This window comes from Acinetobacter sp. ACNIH2 (assembly GCF_002934965.1).
In the GTDB taxonomy this organism is placed as follows: domain Bacteria; phylum Pseudomonadota; class Gammaproteobacteria; order Pseudomonadales; family Moraxellaceae; genus Acinetobacter; species Acinetobacter tandoii.
Window position 1 is genome coordinate 204,190 of record NZ_CP026412.1, and the last position, 19,287, is coordinate 223,476.

Annotated in this window: 16 protein-coding genes; 4 read left to right on the plus strand and 12 right to left on the minus strand. The window is 40.1% G+C overall.

Features of this window, described 5'->3' with window-relative positions:
• Positions 1-50 precede the first annotated feature (50 nt).
• Complete coding sequence (locus C3F34_RS00870; RefSeq protein WP_104440870.1) at positions 51-1,166, minus strand: beta-ketoacyl-ACP synthase III; 1,116 nt, start codon at positions 1,164-1,166, stop codon at positions 51-53.
• Positions 1,167-1,196: 30 nt separating this feature from the next.
• On the minus strand, positions 1,197-5,120 hold the full coding sequence (gene hrpA, locus C3F34_RS00875; RefSeq protein ID WP_104442272.1) for an ATP-dependent RNA helicase HrpA: 3,924 nt from the start codon (positions 5,118-5,120) through the stop codon (positions 1,197-1,199).
• A 503-nt stretch (positions 5,121-5,623) separates the two neighbouring features.
• Here hrpA and ahpC point away from each other — a divergent pair.
• Complete coding sequence (gene ahpC, locus C3F34_RS00880; RefSeq protein WP_016167444.1) at positions 5,624-6,187, plus strand: alkyl hydroperoxide reductase subunit C; 564 nt, start codon at positions 5,624-5,626, stop codon at positions 6,185-6,187.
• Positions 6,188-6,387: 200 nt separating this feature from the next.
• Complete coding sequence (locus C3F34_RS00885) at positions 6,388-6,594, plus strand: KTSC domain-containing protein (RefSeq protein WP_016167443.1); 207 nt, start codon at positions 6,388-6,390, stop codon at positions 6,592-6,594.
• Between the two features lie 57 nt (positions 6,595-6,651).
• On the opposite strand, the gene C3F34_RS00890 is transcribed toward C3F34_RS00885, so the two are convergent.
• A complete protein-coding gene (locus C3F34_RS00890) occupies positions 6,652-7,254 on the minus strand; it encodes an O-methyltransferase (RefSeq protein WP_104440871.1) in 603 nt (200 codons plus the stop codon).
• 97 nt (positions 7,255-7,351) lie between these two features.
• On the opposite strand from C3F34_RS00890, the gene C3F34_RS00895 reads away from it, so the two are divergent.
• Positions 7,352-8,442, plus strand: a protein-coding gene (locus tag C3F34_RS00895) for an IS4 family transposase (protein WP_104442269.1) whose coding sequence is annotated in 2 segments (ribosomal slippage) — positions 7,352-7,892 and positions 7,892-8,442 — 1,092 coding nt in all. Because the reading frame shifts where the segments join, the coding sequence is not laid out codon by codon here.
• Positions 8,443-8,504: 62 nt separating this feature from the next.
• Here the strand turns inward: C3F34_RS00895 and C3F34_RS00900 are convergent.
• The 3 genes from C3F34_RS00900 to C3F34_RS00910 all read right to left on the minus strand — a co-directional run bounded on the left by C3F34_RS00900 (position 8,505) and on the right by C3F34_RS00910 (position 11,080).
• Positions 8,505-8,726, minus strand: coding sequence for a DUF1653 domain-containing protein (locus C3F34_RS00900; protein ID WP_016167441.1), 222 nt, complete (start codon positions 8,724-8,726; stop codon positions 8,505-8,507).
• 177 nt (positions 8,727-8,903) lie between these two features.
• Complete coding sequence (locus C3F34_RS00905) at positions 8,904-9,998, minus strand: fatty acid desaturase family protein (protein WP_016167440.1); 1,095 nt, start codon at positions 9,996-9,998, stop codon at positions 8,904-8,906.
• A 14-nt stretch (positions 9,999-10,012) separates the two neighbouring features.
• Positions 10,013-11,080 (minus strand): ferredoxin reductase, encoded by a 1,068-nt coding sequence (locus tag C3F34_RS00910; protein WP_044739409.1) that lies wholly within the window; start codon positions 11,078-11,080, stop codon positions 10,013-10,015.
• A gap of 138 nt (positions 11,081-11,218) precedes the next feature.
• On the opposite strand from C3F34_RS00910, the gene fabR reads away from it, so the two are divergent.
• Entirely contained in the window at positions 11,219-11,914 is a 696-nt protein-coding gene (gene fabR, locus C3F34_RS00915; RefSeq protein ID WP_016167438.1) for an HTH-type transcriptional repressor FabR, read from the plus strand.
• Between the two features lie 75 nt (positions 11,915-11,989).
• Here fabR and rapA read toward each other — a convergent pair whose 3' ends face one another.
• The 6 genes from rapA to rnk all read right to left on the minus strand — a co-directional run bounded on the left by rapA (position 11,990) and on the right by rnk (position 19,218).
• On the minus strand, positions 11,990-14,827 hold the full coding sequence (gene rapA / locus C3F34_RS00920; protein WP_044739408.1) for an RNA polymerase-associated protein RapA: 2,838 nt from the start codon (positions 14,825-14,827) through the stop codon (positions 11,990-11,992).
• A 144-nt stretch (positions 14,828-14,971) separates the two neighbouring features.
• Entirely contained in the window at positions 14,972-15,613 is a 642-nt protein-coding gene (locus C3F34_RS00925; protein WP_044739407.1) for an RluA family pseudouridine synthase, read from the minus strand.
• A gap of 617 nt (positions 15,614-16,230) precedes the next feature.
• Positions 16,231-16,650 carry a GlcG/HbpS family heme-binding protein gene (locus C3F34_RS00930; RefSeq protein WP_104440872.1) on the minus strand — a complete coding sequence of 140 codons (420 nt, stop codon included), beginning with the start codon at positions 16,648-16,650 and terminating at the stop codon, positions 16,231-16,233.
• Positions 16,651-16,714: 64 nt separating this feature from the next.
• Entirely contained in the window at positions 16,715-18,016 is a 1,302-nt protein-coding gene (gene hemL / locus C3F34_RS00935; RefSeq protein WP_104440873.1) for a glutamate-1-semialdehyde 2,1-aminomutase, read from the minus strand.
• Positions 18,017-18,057: 41 nt separating this feature from the next.
• Positions 18,058-18,678: a thiamine phosphate synthase gene (gene thiE / locus C3F34_RS00940; protein ID WP_104440874.1), complete on the minus strand. Its 621-nt coding sequence runs from the start codon at positions 18,676-18,678 to the stop codon at positions 18,058-18,060.
• Positions 18,679-18,813: 135 nt separating this feature from the next.
• Positions 18,814-19,218, minus strand: a complete 405-nt coding sequence (gene rnk / locus C3F34_RS00945) for a nucleoside diphosphate kinase regulator (protein WP_104440875.1) — start codon at positions 19,216-19,218, stop codon at positions 18,814-18,816.
• Positions 19,219-19,287 lie beyond the last annotated feature (69 nt).

The following is a 19,287-nucleotide window of genomic DNA, read 5'->3' on the forward strand; positions in this document are numbered from 1 at the left end:
TTTCGAATTTATAAAGCTAAGCTAAAAATGCAGGCTTTTAGGCTACAACATTAAGCAACGTGCTTTTGAACCAAAATTGATCCTACAGAATAACCCGCACCAAATGAACATAGTACGCCATATTCACCATCGTTCACTTCGTGTGCAGAACGATGTAATGCAATAATCACACCCGCAGAAGAAGTATTGGCAAACTCATCTAGAATAATTGGAACTAAACTTGGATCTGCTTCAGCCACTTCTTTACCTACAACTAATTTCAGAATCAGTTCATTCATATTCTGATTGGCTTGATGTAACCAGAAACGTTTCACCTGCTCAGGTTTAATCAGATTCTTCTCTAGCTGATTTGAAATCATTTTTGCCACAAGTGGACATACTTCTTTAAACACTTTACGTCCATCTTGACGGAATTGCTTATCATCACGTGAAGTGAGTTCAGAGCCGTTCAAGAAGCCAAAGTTATTACGAATGTTATTCGAAAATTGCGTAAACAAATCTGCATCTAAAATTTCAAAGCCTGTTTTCGTCTCTGTATTTTCAATAATTGAAGCTGTTGCAACATCACCAAAAATAAAGTGACAATCACGTGAACGGAAATCGGTATGACCCGAAGTTAACTCAACATTCACTAACAATACACGACGTGCGCCAGACTTAATGGCATCGTAAGCTTGTTTCAAACCAAACGTCGCTGCTGAACACGCCACATTCATATCATAGGCATAACCTTGAATACCCAGTGCCGTCTGAATTTCAATGGCAACGGCTGGATAAGCACGTTGTAAATTTGAACATGCCAAAATCACCACATCGATGTCTTCTGCAGTGACACCTGCATTTTCCATCGCTTGCTTTGCAGCAATCACACCCCACTCTGCTTGAAGAGATAACACATCATCACTACGTTCTTCTAAACGTGGACGTAAACGGGTTGGATCAAGTACACCTGTTTTTTCAACCACATAACGACGTTTTACACCAGATGCCTTTTCAATAAACTCGGCACTAGAACCACGGCGTGCTTCTAACTCGCCTGCTGCAATTTGTTCAGCATGGTCTTGGTTATACTGTTCCACATAAGCATTTAGACTTTCGACTAGCTCTTCATTGGTAATGACGTGTTCTGGGTGGAACAAGCCTGTACCTGTAATACGGATGCCCATGTAAAACTCCTTCTCTGAATTCGCTCAATTTTAACCGATACTAAGACGTTCCCATAGCTTTTGTAGCCGTGTCGCAGAAATAGGCATCTTGGTTTTCATCGGTTGAGAAAACAGCGAAATACGCAACTCTTCGATCATGAAATACAATTCTTTCAAACGAACGTCATTTTTAAATTGAAATAATTTATCCATCCACGGATCAATCTGCCCAATGGCAGTAACATCTCGCTGTAGATTATTGGGCAAACGCTCCAAACGCAATAGCAAAGCGGCTAAATAACGTGGATACTCAGTCCACACATCTACAGGTTTGCTATAGACAAAATTCGCCAACTGCATTAAGTCTAGCTGATCTTCAATATCATCCATACTACGGCCAAAAATATCAGCATCTAGCATTAATAATTTCTGACGTATGCTCTGCCACTGAATAAAAATATCACTCATAGTTTTTAACGCGTGTTGACCCTGCGTTAAAAAGTTTTGCTTAACCGTTAAGAGTAATTGCTGAAATTCAGCTTGATTAATTGGCAGCTCATTAATGGACAATTGCAGCGTTGCATAGACCAGCATCTGTTCCAACTGTGCTTTGTCTCCCAATGGCGAATATGCTAACGCCATCGGCTTGGAAATTTGCTTTTTCAATTGACGAACCAAATCCCCCAATTGCAAATGTATCAGACGGATAATGCCTTCCCGATGCTGCTTAATCGCTTCAGTCTGATCATTGAAGGTCTGAATCACAATGCCTGAATCATCTTTAACATCTAACTTGGCAAAAACTTTAACAGGAACCAGTGCTTGATATTGTTTAACCACAACACCTGTAACTTTGTGTGAAGCTTCAAATACAAAATCTTCAGGGAAACTTTGGAACTGTCCTTTGGTTTGCTTGACAGGGCTATGGGTTTCGGTACGGCAACGCGCTTTTAATTCAGCTAAATTACGCCCTTTTTCAATCACGCGTCCTTTTTCATCAATCACTTTAATGAAAGGTAGCAAATATTGATCAATTTTTTCAAAAGAAAAATCTTTTTCGGTAATCTGTTCGCCACGAAGTTGAAATGCCAAGAAACTAAATAAATGCTCACGTAGATGTACCGCATCTATACGCTGCATGATTTTTTTCGCAGTATCTGGTATTGGAACCAGATTACGACGTTTATCTTTTGGCAAGGCTTTTAATAAAGCCTCAATTAAGTCCTGTCGCCAACCTGGAATTCCCCAAGACCAAATGTTTTCATCTACTTGTGGTAAAGCCTGCACAGGTATTTTAACCGTAGCCCCATCTTCATCATGGCTTGGGTCAAAACGATAACTCGCAGCTAAACGTAGCTCACCATTATGCAAATAATCTGGGAACTGTTGTGTCGTTGGACGATCATTCAGCCATAGCGCATCGTCTTCTACATACAAAAAACGTGGCTGTGTTGGCTCAATGGTGGCGCGCCAATCTTCAAAACTACGACGGCTGGCAATTTCAACAGGGACTTTCGCTGCATAGAACTGATAAATCGTTTCTTCATCTACGACCAAATCACGTCGACGCAATTTGTCTTCGACCCGCTCTACCTCTTCCAATTTTAATAAATTATGTTTTAAAAATGGCGGAAGTATGCCCAGATTACCCGTCGTCAAAGCATCTCTAAGAAAAATTTCATGGGCAGCGAGATGATCGACTTTTTCATAATTGATCATTCGTTTTGGCTCAATAATCAAACCAAACAATGAAATCTGCGCATAGGCATTCACGATACCTGCTTTTTTCGACCAATGCGGTTCAAAATAATGGTATTTCAGCAAATCACGTGCAGCCAAGAGAATCCACTCTGGTTCAATCCTTGCCAGCGTACGTAAATAAACCTGTGAGGTTTCCACCATTTCAAACGCCATAATCCACGGCGTATTGCTCTTGTGTAAAGTCGAAGCAGGAAATACGCGTGCTTTCTGTTGACGAACTGCCATAAAAACGTTGCGCTCATCAGTTTTATTGGCAATAAATGACAATAAACCCGTCAATAAAGCACGATGCAGGTTTTCATAACTGGCTTTTTTATCATTAAAAGATAGATTCAGACCTTTCGCCAAATCCAGTAATTGCTCATGAGTTTTTTTCCACTCACGTAGACGCAACCAACTCAAAAAATGCTGACGAGCAAAAGTACGGCGCTTGTTCTCACTCATTGACTCGACAGGATCATGAATCGCTTCCCACAACTTTAAATAAAACAGGAAGTCAGAGTCCGCTTCACGAAATAATGCATGCTTTTGATCTGCCTGCATTTGCTTATCCGCAGGGCGCTCACGTGGATCTTGTACCGCCAAAGCCGCCACAATAATCAACACTTCATTTAAAACGCCAAAATGTGCTCCGCCCAAAATCATACGGGCTAAACGAGGATCAATTGGCATTTTTGCCATTTGTTGACCAATTTTGGTGAGAGAGTCTCCCCCAGCGCCTTTTTTAGAAAGAGCGGCTTTTTCAAATCCTTCTTGATCAACCGAGGTTTTAGGCGCATTTTTTTCAGTCATTGCACCCAGTTCAACCAAGAGCTTACGACCGTCATTCACAAGCCTGTGATCTGGCGGTTCAATAAAATCAAAGGCTTCGAGTGAACCTAAACCCAGACTTTGCATTTGCAAAATCACCGAAGCCAAGTTGGTGCGTTTAATTTCGGGTTCAGTAAATTCAGGACGGCTTAAAAAGTCTTCTTCACTATATAAACGAATACAAACCCCAGGTGCGATACGCCCACAACGCCCTTTACGCTGATTGGCTGCCGCCTGTGAAATTGCTTCAATAGGTAAACGCTGCACACGAGAGCGGTAGTTATAACGTGAAATACGGGCAAAACCACTATCAATCACATAGCGAATATTCGGGACAGTCAAAGCGGTTTCGGCTACGTTGGTCGCAATAATAATACGTCGACCACCACCTGAAGAATTAAAAATCTTTTGTTGATCTGCCAACGCCAAACGCGCATAGAGCGGTAAAATTTCGGTATGGCGTGGGCCATGCTTCTGTAAAGTTTCTTGTAATTCTCGAATTTCCTGCTCTGTACTGGCAAAAATCAGAATATCAGCATGCTCAGGATGACCTTTTTCCTGCGCATCTTGAAAACATTCTTCTACCGCTTGTACTACAGCACGTGGCAGATTCTCTTCAAAATCATCAAATTCATCATCATCACTGCCGCCAATGCTCAACTCGGAAATTGGACGATAACGCACTTCGACTGGAAAGCTACGCCCTTCTACTTCAAAAATTGGCGCACCATGAAAATATTGGCTAAAGCGTTGCACATCTAAGGTTGCAGAGGTCACAATGACTTTCAAATCAGGGCGTTTCGGCAATAATTGCTTTAAGTACCCCATAATAAAGTCAATATTGAGAGAGCGCTCATGTGCCTCATCAATAATAATCGTATCGTATTTACTTAAATAACGGTCATGCGAAAGCTCCGCCAGTAAAATACCATCCGTCATTAAGCGTACAATTGAGTCTTGTGAGCCTTGTTCATTAAAACGAACTTTAAAACTAATCGATTCTCCGAGCTTCTCGCCCACTTCTTCAGCAATACGCTGTGAAACGCTGCGAGCGGCCAAACGACGTGGCTGGGTATGACCAATCATGCCGGTCAAACCACGTCCCGCCAGCATGGCAATTTGCGGTAACTGCGTGGTTTTACCTGAACCAGTTTCCCCCGCGACAATAATGACTTGATGCTGTTGAATCGCAGCCATCAATTGTTCAGCAGACTGTGTAACTGGTAAGTCTTGGTTCAGTTTAATTTGAGGCAGACGTGCAAAACGCGCACGTACTTTAAGATTAGACTGTTCAAACAGCTCTTGGTATTGCTGTGGATCACCATCTTTGCTACGGCGTAGTCGATTTAAACGATGACGGTCGCGGGCCATAACCCATTGATCGATATTTAAATGACTTTGCACAGATGATTTATCCCAATAAAAATTTGAATCGTCCATTTTACGCCTTAAGCGGTCATAGAGAAAGCCTCTTCAACGTGATCGCCAATCTGCCCAAGAAATATGGTTATATTTCACTCCATTTCATACCTTCATATCTAAGGTAAAAACCTGAATATAGAGGTGAAGCACTAGTTTATTGCGAGATTGCAGACTTGAATTTGTCAGAAAAATAAGCAACTACATCTATATAAAATATCTTTTTTCAATTTTAGCCTTGAAATTCGAGCCAGATGACTGCATGTTGAATAACGATTTAAATACGACAATTTGATTGTGACGTATTGTCATTTTTTCATCATCTGTTTCATTTGTAATACATGATGATGATATTGAGTGAAATGGTATTTAAATTACTCATTCGGTTTTTCCGATGCTTGTAATGTAAAAATACTGTTTCAGCAATAATTAAAATTTCGATATTCTACTTCCAAATTCAAAGACTAACCTCAATCATGGAGACAATGATGAGCTTAATTAATACCGAAGTTAAACCATTTAAAGCACAAGCTTACTTGAACGGTCAGTTCATTGAAGTTACAGAAGCTGATCTTAAAGGCAAATGGTCTGTAGTATTCTTCTATCCAGCAGACTTCACTTTTGTATGCCCAACTGAGCTTGGTGACCTTGCTGACAACTACGCTGAATTCAAAAAATTAGGCGTTGAAATCTATGCAGTTTCTACTGACACGCATTTCACACACAAAGCTTGGCACGATTCTTCTGCTGAAATTAAGAAAATTGAATACCCAATGGTTGGTGACCCAACTTGGACGCTTGCTAAAAACTTCGAAGTATTAATTGAATCTGCTGGTCTTGCTGACCGTGGTACTTTTGTAATCGACCCAGAAGGCAAAATCCAAATCGTTGAAATCAACGCTGGTGGTATTGGCCGTGACGCTCAAGAACTTCTTCGCAAAGTTAAAGCAGCTCAATACGTTCACGCTCACCCAGGTGAAGTATGCCCTGCTAAATGGAAAGAAGGCGACGCTACTTTAGCTCCGTCTATCGACTTAGTAGGTAAAATCTAATTTTTTAAAAATTAGATTGAATCAAAAAAACCACGCCTAAAGCGTGGTTTTTTTACAATTAAATTTCATGTAATTTTATTTAGAATGTATTTGAAGTCCCTGTATTTTCTGCTATACATTGAAGTAAGCCTTTTGTTTTATTTACGTTGAATTAAACAGAAAGGTCCATTGAGTTTATTCACAAATTCAAGGAGGTATGTATGGGAATAATGCTTGCCGTGACTTCTTGGAAATACAATGCGACTTCAAGATACTTAAAAATTTTTTATAATAATGGTTCTGGAGAACTCTACCACCCTGTGCCCCAATTTGTTTACGCCAACATGCTACGTTGTAGTGATAAAGCCGCTTTTGTACACAAATACCTAGAATACGACTTGCACTTCACACGCATTACCATCCAATAAATAACAAGAAAAAATCAGGGTAAGCCCTGATTTTTCATACGAAGTCTGCGTATCCGCTTAAACATTATAATCTTTTGCAGTAATGACCAATAAACCTGCACCTAAAGATAAGGTGGATAATAAATAGTTACCTTCTTCTTCTACCAAATGGGTAAATGCTTTCACTTCTTCTGCATGTGAAATGACATTATCAACGATTAAAACTCCGCCTTGTTTAGATAACAATCGTTTTAAATCAGACCAATAGTCCACATAGGCATCACGTTCTGCATCAAGTAGAATCAAATCATATTTTTCGGTACATTCTGCTAAATAATCTTTGGCATCTCCTACCCAGAACTGGATTAATGGGTCCAAACCAAATTCTTGCGCAAACTGCTGCGCCTGCTGACTGCGTACCGCATCAATTTCTAAGGTAGTGAGCTGTCCTTGTGTAACTTGTAAGGCATCTGCCAGCCACAAGGTCGAATAACCCGTAGATGTTCCTATTTCTAAGACTTTCTTCGATTTCTGAATTCGAATCTGCATCGCTAAAAAGTGAGCAGAATCAGGTTCAATATTGCGGTAACGCTGTAATCGATCTTTTTGAGTTTCATCATGCTTTTTAAAAGAAACATATAAATCATTTATTCTTGCTTTAAATTGTTGACTCATACTCATCGAGACATTCCATTTTTAAATTGGCTCTTTGTACACGACAAAAAAAGACAACTCATTGAAATAATGGCATAATACTTGTTTTCTGACGACGAATATGATGACACATTTCAATGAGTTACATCTCATCTTAAACAAATATCTAAAGTGGAACAAGTCACGTGTAAAATGTTTTACACTGATTATGCTGGCATTAATTGTAAAACAGACATGTAATCTTTCTTCTGCATCTAAAGCCTTACCCATCACGTGCTTACCACAATCATTTTATCGACGTATACAACGCTTCTTTGCAGATCAGTATTTCGATTATCGTCAAATTTCTCAGTTAATTTTCAATATATTTTCATTCGATAAAGTCCAATTAACTTTGGATAGAACCAACTGGAAATGGGGAAAACGAGATATCAATATCTTGATGTTAGCCATCGTCTATCGTGGAATAGCGATACCTATTGTTTGGACATTGCTCAATAAACGTGGAAATTCAGATACAAAAGAGCGTATTGCTTTGATTCAACGCTTTATCTCCATTTTTGGTAAAGATCGTATTGTGAATGTGTTCGCAGACAGAGAATTTATCGGTGAGAAATGGTTTACATGGTTAATTGAAAATGACATTAACTTCTGTATACGTGTTAAAAAAACTTTATTGTGACCAATCACTTAGCCAAGAATCATAAAATTAGTGATTTATTTCGTCATCTTCAAGTTGGTCAAACAGAATGTCGTAAACGACGTATTTGGGTTGGTCGAGTGAAACTGTATATTAGTGCGCTACGATTAGAAGATGGAGAACTTTTACTTGTTGTTTCTCCTATGTTTAATGCTTCTGCTATTGGTGATTATGCATTACGCTGGGAAATCGAAACCTTATTTAGTTGTCTCAAAGGACGTGGATTCAATCTTGAAAATACTCGTTTAACAGACCCTAGACGAGTCAAGAAATTGATAGCAGTGCTAGCGATCGGTTTCTGTTGGTGCTATTTAACAGGTGAATGGCAACATGATCGAAAAAAAGCGATAAAACTAAAGAAGCATGGACGACTTTCAGTAAGTTTATTTCGCTACGGTTTGGACTATGTTCAGATGGCTATTCTACGTTTGATTGGTTTTGGAAAAAAAGAAGAATTTAAGAAAGTGCTAGCAATTTTAAGAAAGAAAAAGCCTGATAGGACAAGGGCCCTATGAAATTTGTCGTGTACAGAGAAATTGGCTATATGTTAAATTTCATTTTTTATTTCATGTTCTATTCATATAGCAGTTTTTTGTATCAAATTAAAGCGAGGAACAGTTTTCCCATCTTCTAAAGTGACTTGCTCGGTAAACATGCTTAAAGGACGCACCCATAAAGAATAATCGCCATATAAGCATTGATAGACCACCAACTTTTCTTCTGTTTCACTATGTGTTGCGACAGAAAATACCTGATACAACTGACCTTTATAATGTTGATAAATACCACGTTCTAACATCGTTGGACTCTACAATAATCTATGATGTCTCATGCTAAATGATTCAACCCGATTTGGAAATTCAATCTATTGAGGATGTTGTATTTTTATTCTGATCTAATTCAAAACTATCCAGCAAAAGACTGGACCTGAGAAGACATAAAAAAACCACTTCCGAAGAAGTGGTTTTTTTTTCAATTATTTCTTGAATGGAAACGCATACTTCACGATACGCTTAATCACACTGCCATATTGCTTCACCAAACTGGCATTATTGTAATTTAAGCCGTATTTCTCGCACACTGCTTGTACTTTAGGCGCCATTTTACGGTAACGGCGTGCAGGTACATCAGGGTACAAGTGATGTTCAATTTGATGACTTAAATGTCCAGTCAAAATATGGAAGGCTTCTGAACCCGTTAAATTCGAAGAACCACGAATTTGACGCATATACCAGTGACCACGGCTTTCATTTTGCAAAACTGTTTTCGGGAACACTTCTACGTCTTTAGTGAAATGACCACAGAAAATCACACTGAAAGTCCAGATATTACGAATACCATTCGCTACAAGGTTACCTGTAAATACAGGTAATGCCGCAGGACCAGCAATCAATGGAAAGAATACATAATCCTTGAACAATTGCTTGCCAATTTTGCGTTGTAACGGTTTCCACTCTTCTTTCAGTTCTTGTTTAGATTTACGACCAAACCAAACTTTACCAATTTCAAGATTTTGAATGGCTACGCCCCACTGAAACAGTAAGCAGAATGGAATGCTATACAAAGGCTGTAATAAAAAACCTGGTTTCCAGCGTTGTTCTGGGAACAAACGTAATAAACCATAACCGATATCATCATCCATACCTTTAATATTGGTATAGGTGTGATGTTTATAGTTATGGGTTTGACGCCAGTTATCAGAGGTTCCGACAATATCCCACTCGTAGTTTTGCCCACTGAATTTAGGATCATTCATCCAGTCATATTGACCGTGCATGACGTTGTGCCCTAATTCCATGTTTTCCATGATTTTGGCAAAGCCTAATAAACCTGTCCCCAAAATCCAAGCTGGCGGAAACCAACCTGCAAATAAGCAAGCACGACCAGCAATTGAAGCGTACTGTACGGTTGAATAAACACGGCGGATATATTTGGCATCTTTTTCACCAATATCATCCAACACTTCTTGTTTAATCGCATCCAATTCGCGCGCCAATTCATCTAACTCAAATTGAGTAAGTTCACGATTTTTTGGGTTCTTAAAATATTGTGCTTTTACTGGCATATTCATAATATTGAACTCTCTTATAAATCAATCACAAGATCTGTTTTGGCAGAACTTACACACAGTTTTAATGGATTACTTGGCTCGCTATTTTGTTGGCCATTGAGCATGTCTTGCGTTGAGCCTTGTACTTTATTACATACACATTTATGGCAAACCCCCATACGGCAGCCATAGGTCGGTTTCACGTTGGCATGTTCTAGCCCAACTAAAATTGATTGACCGCGTGGAATTGCAACTACTTTGTTAGACTTACTTAGGGTTACATTCACAAAACCTGTGTCGTCATTTACCACAGGTGTCATGCTAAACGCTTCACTTTGGAACATTTGCGCTTGAGTAAAAAGTTGCTCCGCTTGCTGAACGAAACCTGATGGACCACAAGCATACACAATTGACTGATCAATATCGGTCAATACCTCGACCTGAGCCGCATTTAAACGTGCATCTGCATTTTCTTCTTGGGTATAAAATACTTGATAAGAAAATTGCGGATATTGCTTTGCCCACTGTTCAAAATAAGATTTGAACGCGAAATCTGCATAATGCTTCACCCAGTACATCACATGCACTTTACGCTCACGTAGTTGCTCTGACTGTGTTAAAGCAGTCAATAAACTGTACATTGGAGTAATACCGCTGCCTGCGGCCAACAAGATCATCGGTTGATTTTGTTTAGGCAACAACATATCACCATAAGGCTGACCAAATTCAAGCACATCACCAATTTGAGCTTGGTTGATTAACCAGTTACTGACTTTGCCTTGTTCTACTTTTTTAACGCTGAGCAACACATGTTGCGCATCAATCTGAGTCAAACTGTAGGTACGCTCATAACGCGTACCTTGAACATCTACCATAACAGGATGATGCTGACCTGCTTGACCCATTTTGAAATGACGATTGACTTCAATCGTCAAACTTACCATTTCTTCAGCAGTATTGTCCTTTTGAACAATCTTACCTAGAGCTTGATCAACCGACCAAAGTGGATTGACCTTTTGCAACCAAAAATTCAAAGAGTGTTGATCTACAACACTTTCGACTAAAAAATTAAGGGGAGAATTTGATTTTTTTAGCATGAACATCTTTAAGACCACGCAATTGACTTTTAATTATTATACACATGTATATATATTTGTATATATATTCGTCCTTTTTTATTCATTTCACATCACAGGCAGTAAAGGCTATAATGCAAAAAAGCATTTAATCTATTGAAAAATATGAACCAGCCTTCGATCAAAACAAAACACGACACTACGACTCATGACCTTAAAACGGTGCATGAACCAGTTGTAGTTCGTTCTGTCGGTCGTAAAGCTACCATTACGAAAGATGAATTATTCCAAGCAGCGCTCAAACTGATTGGACCGCAAAAAAGCATTGCCTCTTTAAGTCTACGTGAAGTTGCGCGTGAAGCAGGTATTGCACCAAATAGTTTCTATAGACATTTCAAAGATATAGATGAGCTTGCCATTGAGCTGATAGACCGTTCAGGTATTGTGTTACGCCAAATTTTGCATGAAGCACGTTTAAAAGCGATCAAGCAAAGCAGCATTATTCGTAGTTCGGTCGAAGTATTTATTGAACAGTTAAATACTGATGAAGGAAATTTAAGTCTATTACTACGCGAGGGTTATACAGGTTCTGCCTCATATAAACTCGCGGTAGATCGACAGCTTAACTATTTCCAGCAAGAACTGAAAGATGACCTGATTCGTTTAGAACGCCTCAATCACAGCAAAATGGCACACCCTGACTTAGCAGCGAAAGCAATTACGCAACTGGTATTTAATATGGGGGCCAAAGTGATTGATTTACCAAATGAAGAACGCAAAGCCATGGCAGAGCAAACAATGATTATGATTCGTATGATTTTGGAAGGTGCGCGTCATTTGGACGAATCACAAATTCGTTAAACAGATTGACAGTTACAATCCCCAATAAAAAAGCACCATCTGGTGCTTTTTTATTGCTGGGTTGAAAGTTAAACCTTAAGGCTTAACGACCACCAACACTTGAATAGCTTCTGGCGTTACAGATAAACCATCCAACAAGGCAATGCCTTCCTTCTGCAATTTTTGTAAGCGTGTAATTTCGTCTTCACGAATACTTGGATTAAATTGCTTTAAATAACTTAAACGGTCAATTTCATATTGCCATTTGCCACCATAGATTTCTTTGGCTTGCTGCTTCATTTCAGGCAAAGTAGTTTTGGCAATATTCAAGGCTTGTTGATAGCGCTCTTCAATCACATCACGACGTGCTTTCACCACCTGACGGCAACTATTACTGTCTAAATGATGTAAATACGGCTTCAGAATACTTGGCTCAATCTTCATCGATAGATCTTGCCCAGTTTCACTGAGTAATACGCGAATCAATTGCTGTGGCAAGCTTGACGGTAGGTTCAATGCTTTTGGTGCAATCACATCGACCTTGAACCAAACTTCTAACAAAATTGAGCCCTGTTTTAATGCATTCGACTTTAAAATCGCGACATTGGTACTACCAAAGGCCTGCGTATTGATCATTTCCATCACACTTTCAGTGAATGGATGCTCTAAAGTCAGATATTGCGCATCTTCACGGACTTGAGCTTGATCACGATAGAATGTCGCAGTCATGCCTTCTTCATCCAAGGTTAAGCCCTGAACTTGCATTTGATCTGTCGGTTTAATAATGACTGTACCATTACTTTGCTCATCAAAATCAATGTTGGTCGACGCCATAAAGCGCTTCATAAACATTGGCAAAGTGGTATTGTCATCATAATCTTCAAGCGCTTGTACAATTTCTTGCGCAACGATTGGTCGGCATGAGTTGTATTCGAGTAAGCGGTCACGACCTGCTTGTAATTCCGCCTCTAAAGCTTCACGTTGTACGCTGACTTCTTCAAGCAAATCTTCGAACTGTTGCCCCATATCGGTAAGCAAGCAATCTTTTAAATTGACAATGAAGTTTTCTTGCAAGGTTTGTGCGGTTGGCGAAATATTACTGAAAATATTCAATGCTTCGTTATACCAACGGAACATACGCTCTTGCGCTGTACCTTCTAAATACGGCACATGAATCTGAATACGGTTTTCTTGACCAATACGGTCTAAACGACCAATACGCTGTTCCAATACGTCTGGATTGGCAGGCAAGTCAAATAACACCAAGTCAGAAGCAAACTGGAAGTTACGCCCTTCTGAACCAATTTCAGAACAGAGTAAAATCTGTGCACCATAAGAATCTTCAGCAAAATATGCCGCAGCTTGGTCACGCTCAAGCAAGCTCATGCCTTCATGGAACATGGCTGTACGAATACCTGCATGTAAACGTAAAGCGTTTTCTAATGCTTCGACCACAGGACCACTACGCGCAATCAACAACACTTTTTTGTGTTTTAACTGGGTACGCAGCATTTCCATCAACCAACCCACACGTGGGTCAGATTCCATCCACGAACCATCAAGCTGTGCTTCTTCAGGCCACATTTGCTCACGTAGTTTGCCATCTTTCGACCAGTTTTCTGGTGCAGGTAATGGTGCAGGCTGACAATCACGACCTGGGAAGCCTTGAATCGCTTCACGGGTATTACGGAATAAAATACGCCCTGTACCATGGCGATCCAACAATTCATGAATTGCACGGAAACGTTGTTCTGGTTCATCGCTAATGCGATGCCCCAATAACTGTTCAATTGCAGTTAAATGGCTGTCTTCTAACGGTAAATCTGACATCAACACTTCTGCAATTTTTGCAGTATGTTGATACTTTTCTTCTTCATCCAAGAAACGATCTAATGAACTAAAACGTTGCGGATCGAGCAAGCGTAAACGCGCAAAGTGGCTTTCAACACCTAGTTGTTCTGGTGTTGCGGTCAACAATAACACGCCTGGTGTTTGCTCAGCCAACTCTTCGACCAGATCATAACGATCATTGCCACCTTCTTCCTCATTCCACATCAAGTGATGTGCTTCATCTACCACTAACAGATCAAAACCAGCTTCCAACGCCTGTTCGCGCAAGTCGTCATGGTCAATCATCAAGTCAACGCTGGCAATAATGCATTGCTCAGTCAAGAATGGATTGAGTTCAGGGTCGTGTTCTTTAATAGACGCGGTACGTGTTAAATCAAAAATAGAGAAGGCTAAATTGAAACGGCGGCGCATTTCAATCATCCACTGATACTGTAATGAATCAGGCACTAAAATCAGAATACGTTCAGAACGACCTGTTTTTAGTTGTTGGTGGATAATTAAACCCGCTTCAATGGTTTTCCCCAGACCAACTTCGTCTGCCAGTAAAACACGTGGTGCAAAACGCTTGCCTACTTCGTGTGCGATATAAAGTTGATGCGGAATTAAACCGACGCGCGCACCAACCAAACCACGTAATGGGCTGCTTTGCATATTGGCTTGCATCAGCATTGCTTCAATACGTAGGTCATACCATTCTTTATAGTCAATTTGGCTTGCCAGTAAACGATCTAAAGGCTTAGATAATTGAATTTGAGCGCCAATACGGGTTTCATTCAGGGTTTTACGTTCTTGCGTTCCATCTTCTAAGCTACGCACGACAGCGTAACGTACCACACCATGATGATGCTCCAATGACTCGACCAGCCATTGTGTTCCTTCCTGATCATGCACTTCATCATTCGTATTAAATACGATACGAGATAAAGGGGCATTGTTTCGGGCATATACTCGCGTTTCGTCGCTTTTTGGGAATAAGATGCTAATCGATCGTTCATCAACGTCAATTAATACCCCTAAGCCAAGCTCTGTTTCTGTGTCAGATAACCAACGTTGACCAATAGCAAACTGCTGCAATTTTTCCACCTTTATCTCAAATGTAGACCAAGAAATAATTGCCCAAAAGAGAATATTATTTGAACAAAATTTCATGGCTTTAAGCAATATATTTTGACATAAAGCTCACTAAAAAAGTGGGCTTATTCGAATCTGAAGCGTATTTTTTTCGCCTTAAAACGGTACTGGGCAATAGAATTCAACTAACTGCTCTGTTTTAGGATGTTGAAAGCTCAAACGCTCTGCATGTAGACATAAACGATCCAACAATAGCTGCTCGGGTGCGGCATACAGCGTATCCCCTACGATTGGATGGCCTAGGTACTGCATATGTACACGTAACTGATGCGAACGACCTGTAATAGGCGTCAGTTCAACACGAGTTACGGCTTGACCTTGAATTTCAAAATGTTCAGTCGCTTTCCAGTGTGTCAAGGCAGGCTTGTTGTAACTCGGATCTGCAATGTGTAAAGGTGGACGTGACGGATCGTACACCACAGGTACATCCACTGTTCCTTCACCTTGCAAATGCCCAGCGACTACAGCTTGATATATTTTTGACGTTTGGCGCTCTTGGAACTGACGCGAAATTCGGTTTTGTCCGAATTTAGAAAGTGCAAAGACCAAAATACCTGAGGTATCTCGATCTAGACGATGAATCAGCAAGGTTCTCGGCTCTTCTTGAAGTAACCGATTAATCACACAATCTTGCAAGTCAGCCGTTTTTCCTGGCACTGTAAGAATCCCCGCGGGTTTATGGATTACCATAAAATCTTCATCACGGTGGATCAGATGTTCATTCAGAAATTGACTCAAGAGATATTCCAAGCTGACTGTGCAAACAAGCGGGCAATAATAAGAAGCTCCCCTATAAATTACAATGCAAAAATCGACAAAAGTCAGCGTTTTTTACGATTTTGTTCAAAAAAGTTCTGATTTAACCCACAATAAGAATTATGTCTCAGGGACTAAATCATTTTTTTGAAATTTGGGCTGTGCTTGACATCTTCCTCTTGAACATGAGCCGCATCAGTATGTGATCATTTTGCTAGAAGTATTACCGCTATAGAATCAACAGTATAGACATTTAGATCGTTTATCAAACCAAACTTCATTCGAAAGTCTACCTACTCCCCCTATCTCAATAAACAATTCACACGATGTAAATTTATCCATCCCTAAAATATATCAATGCGGGCTGTGTCTTATCCAAGAGTTCTAACTCAATGTATTCGATCTAAATCCCAAATAGGCATGCCCAATCCTTTAACGATTGGAATCTAGCACTGAATCTTTAGTTCTCAGTTAAATCTTTACCTAACTGAAAATTAATGGCTTGGGAAGGTCTATGACTAAGAATCTTGTGTAAAGCTCAGTGTTCATTCCTCTTTAAAAAATTTAAGTCGGATAATTTTAGAAAATGGTGAGAAAGCTTAAAGCTGAATCTGTGCCAAAAACTGCTCAATGGTATACTGTGCGATTTCAGCATCTTGAAATGCTTTAGCACCTGAAATTCCTATCGCCCCAATGAGTTCCCCTTGATATAAAATGGGTTCTCCACCTTCAAGCATGCCTGTAATGCTCTCTACCGTTAAAAATCCGTCTTGTCCATTACGAATTAAATCTTCAAATAATTTGGTTGGACGTTTACTGATGGCTGAACATTGTGCTTTTTCGTGACACAATCGTGCAGTCATTGGGGATGCGCCATCCATACGCTTCATACTCAATAAACAGCCTGTTTCATCAACGACTGCAATACTTACAGCAAAGCCATGCTGTAAGGCATACCCATAGGCTGCATTTAAGATCAATTCGGCATCAGCCAATTCTAAACAATATTTGGTTTTCATGGATTTTCCTTGCAAAAAAAAGCCTGCAACATGATCACAGGCTTTTTGGAACTTTCACTACAACTTATGCTTTCATTTCAGCAAAGGTTTCTTTTGCGGCTTGAATCGTAAATGCAATATCTTCATCACTATGTGCACTTGAGATGAAGCCCGCTTCAAATGCCGATGGTGCCAAATTCACGCCACGATCTAACATACCATGGAAGAATTTACGGAATGCAACAACATCACATTTCAGCATTGAATCGAAACTGGTGATATCTTCTTGATCGGTAAAGTAAAGACCAAACATTGCGCCCGCTTGTTGCGTTTTGAAAGGAATACCAGCAGCATCAGCTTCTTGCTGTAATCCTGCCAAAAGCTTTTCTAATTGAGCTGTTAAGTTTTCATAGAAACCAGGTTGGCGTAAATGTTTGAACATTTCAATGCCCGCACGCATGGCGAGTGGATTACCCGACAATGTACCCGCTTGGTACACTTTACCTAAAGGTGCAATACATTCCATCACCTCGCGTTTACCACCAAAAGCACCTACTGGCAAACCTGCACCAATAATTTTGCCTAAAGTGGTTAAGTCAGGTGTCACGCCATAATGAGCTTGTGCTCCGCCTAGTCCAACACGGAAACCTGTCATTACTTCATCGATAATAAATACCGAACCATGTTCATCACACACTTCACGAATGGCTTGCAAGAAACCTTCCACAGGTTTTACCAAGTTCATGTTGCCCGCTACAGGTTCTACAATCACACCCGCAATTTCAGCACCAAATTTAGCAAAACATTCTTTTAAAGTTGCAATGTCGTTATACGGCAAAGTTAAGGTATGTTTGGCAAAATCGGCAGGTACACCCGCTGAAGTCGCTTCCCCTTCACCTGTTGTTAATAAGCCTGAACCTGCTTTTACCAATAATGAGTCAGAATGGCCATGGTAACAGCCTTCAAACTTCACAATTTTGTCGCGTCCTGTATAACCACGTGCCAAACGAATCGCAGTCATGGTTGCTTCAGTACCTGAGTTGGTCATGCGCACCATTTCAATCGATGGCATAATTTCACAAATCACATCTGCCAAAGTCGTTTCATGTACTGTAGGTGCTCCAAAACTCAAACCATCTACCGCAGCGTCTTGAACCGCTTTAATAATGGCTGGATGTGCATGACCAAGAATCATTGGCCCCCAAGAACCAACATAATCTACATAACGCTTACCATCCACATCAAACAAATAAGCCCCTTGCGCTTTTTCAATAAAGATGGGTGTACCGCCCACGCTATTAAATGCACGTACAGGTGAATTCACGCCACCCGGAATATGTTTACTGGCTTGTTTAAATAGTTGTTCTTGCTTTGGAGATAAACTCATGAATTTACTCAACCTAAATAGAAAATAATCGACTTACAACATTATGCAGTTTTAGCAAATAACTGTGCCCATGCATGAACACGGGGTGGGATGTCAGCTACGTTCAACGCTAATATATCACTAATTACCGCGCAAAGGTCTGCGCCCGCAGTAATCACAGGTGCTGAATTTTCAACGGTTAATCCACCAATTGCACAAATCGGCACCGTAAATTCCTGCTTCGCCTGAGCAATGACTTCAATTCCCACATTACCTGCTTCAGGCTTAGTCGCAGTTGCATAGACAGCACCAAATGCAACATATGTCGCGCCCTCTGAAATCGCCTTTTTAGCCAATTCCATAGAATTTAAACAAGTACGACCAATAATGACGCCTTGCGGTAGGCGCGCAACTGCATCAGCAATTTCACCATCATCTTGACCCAAATGCACACCCAATCCATATTGCTGTGCAAGGGCCAAATCATCATTAATTACAAATGGCACAGCATATTGATTGCAAAGCGCTTTAATTTGTTCAACTTCCGCAGGTTGATCGGTTTTGTTCACTTTCTTACGACGATACTGAAGAATTGCAATTTGACCTGTTGCTAAAGCTGCGTGTAATTTTTCTAGCAATAGATTTAAAGGATCATCATTGGTAATAAGGTATAAACCACGCATAAAAAAACCTGTACTTGACTAAATAGAGCATCCATTTAGCCTAGATTAAAATTGTATAAAAAAAGCCATCATAGCATTATGATGGCTTTTCAGCAGATGAGATTTGCCCAATTTTAATGCATTCATTGGGGGTACTTATAAATAATTACCTTCTCGTTCAGGTTGATACAGTACTCGCTCAATCTTGACTTTCATTAAATGCCCATCAGGTTGCGGCCATTCAATTTCTTGTCCTTCAGACAATCCCAAAATTGCTGCGCCCACGGGTGCCAACACATTGACCTGTCCTTTATCACCACGAAAGTCATGCGGATAAACCAAGGTAATTTCCGTTGATGAAGTATCTGGAGCAATCGTGACCAATACACGTGCATTCATGGTGACGACATTGGCAGGAACATCTTGCGGAGCAACAACATTGGCACGTGCCAATTCATCTTCTAAATGCTCCATGGTTGGCGTTAATTTTGATTGATGCTCTAACATAGTTTCTAAACGATTCAGATCTTGTTCAGAAATGATAATAGTTGGTTTGTCCATAAAACCGTCCTTCTCAAAAATTCATGTTCTAAATTTTGCTTTGGTATGTTCTTTATTTTCACATGCTGA

Coding starts and splice junctions, on each gene's coding strand:
- C3F34_RS00930 (WP_104440872.1), bottom strand. CDS start 16,650: ATGAAAACCAAATATTGTTTAGAATTGGCTGATGCCGAATTGATCTTA.
- C3F34_RS00870 (WP_104440870.1), bottom strand. CDS start 1,166: ATGGGCATCCGTATTACAGGTACAGGCTTGTTCCACCCAGAACACGTC.
- C3F34_RS00910 (WP_044739409.1), bottom strand. CDS start 11,080: ATGTTCATGCTAAAAAAATCAAATTCTCCCCTTAATTTTTTAGTCGAA.
- hemL (WP_104440873.1), bottom strand. CDS start 18,016: ATGAGTTTATCTCCAAAGCAAGAACAACTATTTAAACAAGCCAGTAAA.
- C3F34_RS00885 (WP_016167443.1), top strand. CDS start 6,388: ATGGGAATAATGCTTGCCGTGACTTCTTGGAAATACAATGCGACTTCA.
- thiE (WP_104440874.1), bottom strand. CDS start 18,678: ATGCGTGGTTTATACCTTATTACCAATGATGATCCTTTAAATCTATTG.
- rnk (WP_104440875.1), bottom strand. CDS start 19,218: ATGGACAAACCAACTATTATCATTTCTGAACAAGATCTGAATCGTTTA.
- fabR (WP_016167438.1), top strand. CDS start 11,219: ATGAACCAGCCTTCGATCAAAACAAAACACGACACTACGACTCATGAC.
- C3F34_RS00900 (WP_016167441.1), bottom strand. CDS start 8,726: ATGTTAGAACGTGGTATTTATCAACATTATAAAGGTCAGTTGTATCAG.
- ahpC (WP_016167444.1), top strand. CDS start 5,624: ATGAGCTTAATTAATACCGAAGTTAAACCATTTAAAGCACAAGCTTAC.
- C3F34_RS00890 (WP_104440871.1), bottom strand. CDS start 7,254: ATGAGTATGAGTCAACAATTTAAAGCAAGAATAAATGATTTATATGTT.
- C3F34_RS00905 (WP_016167440.1), bottom strand. CDS start 9,998: ATGAATATGCCAGTAAAAGCACAATATTTTAAGAACCCAAAAAATCGT.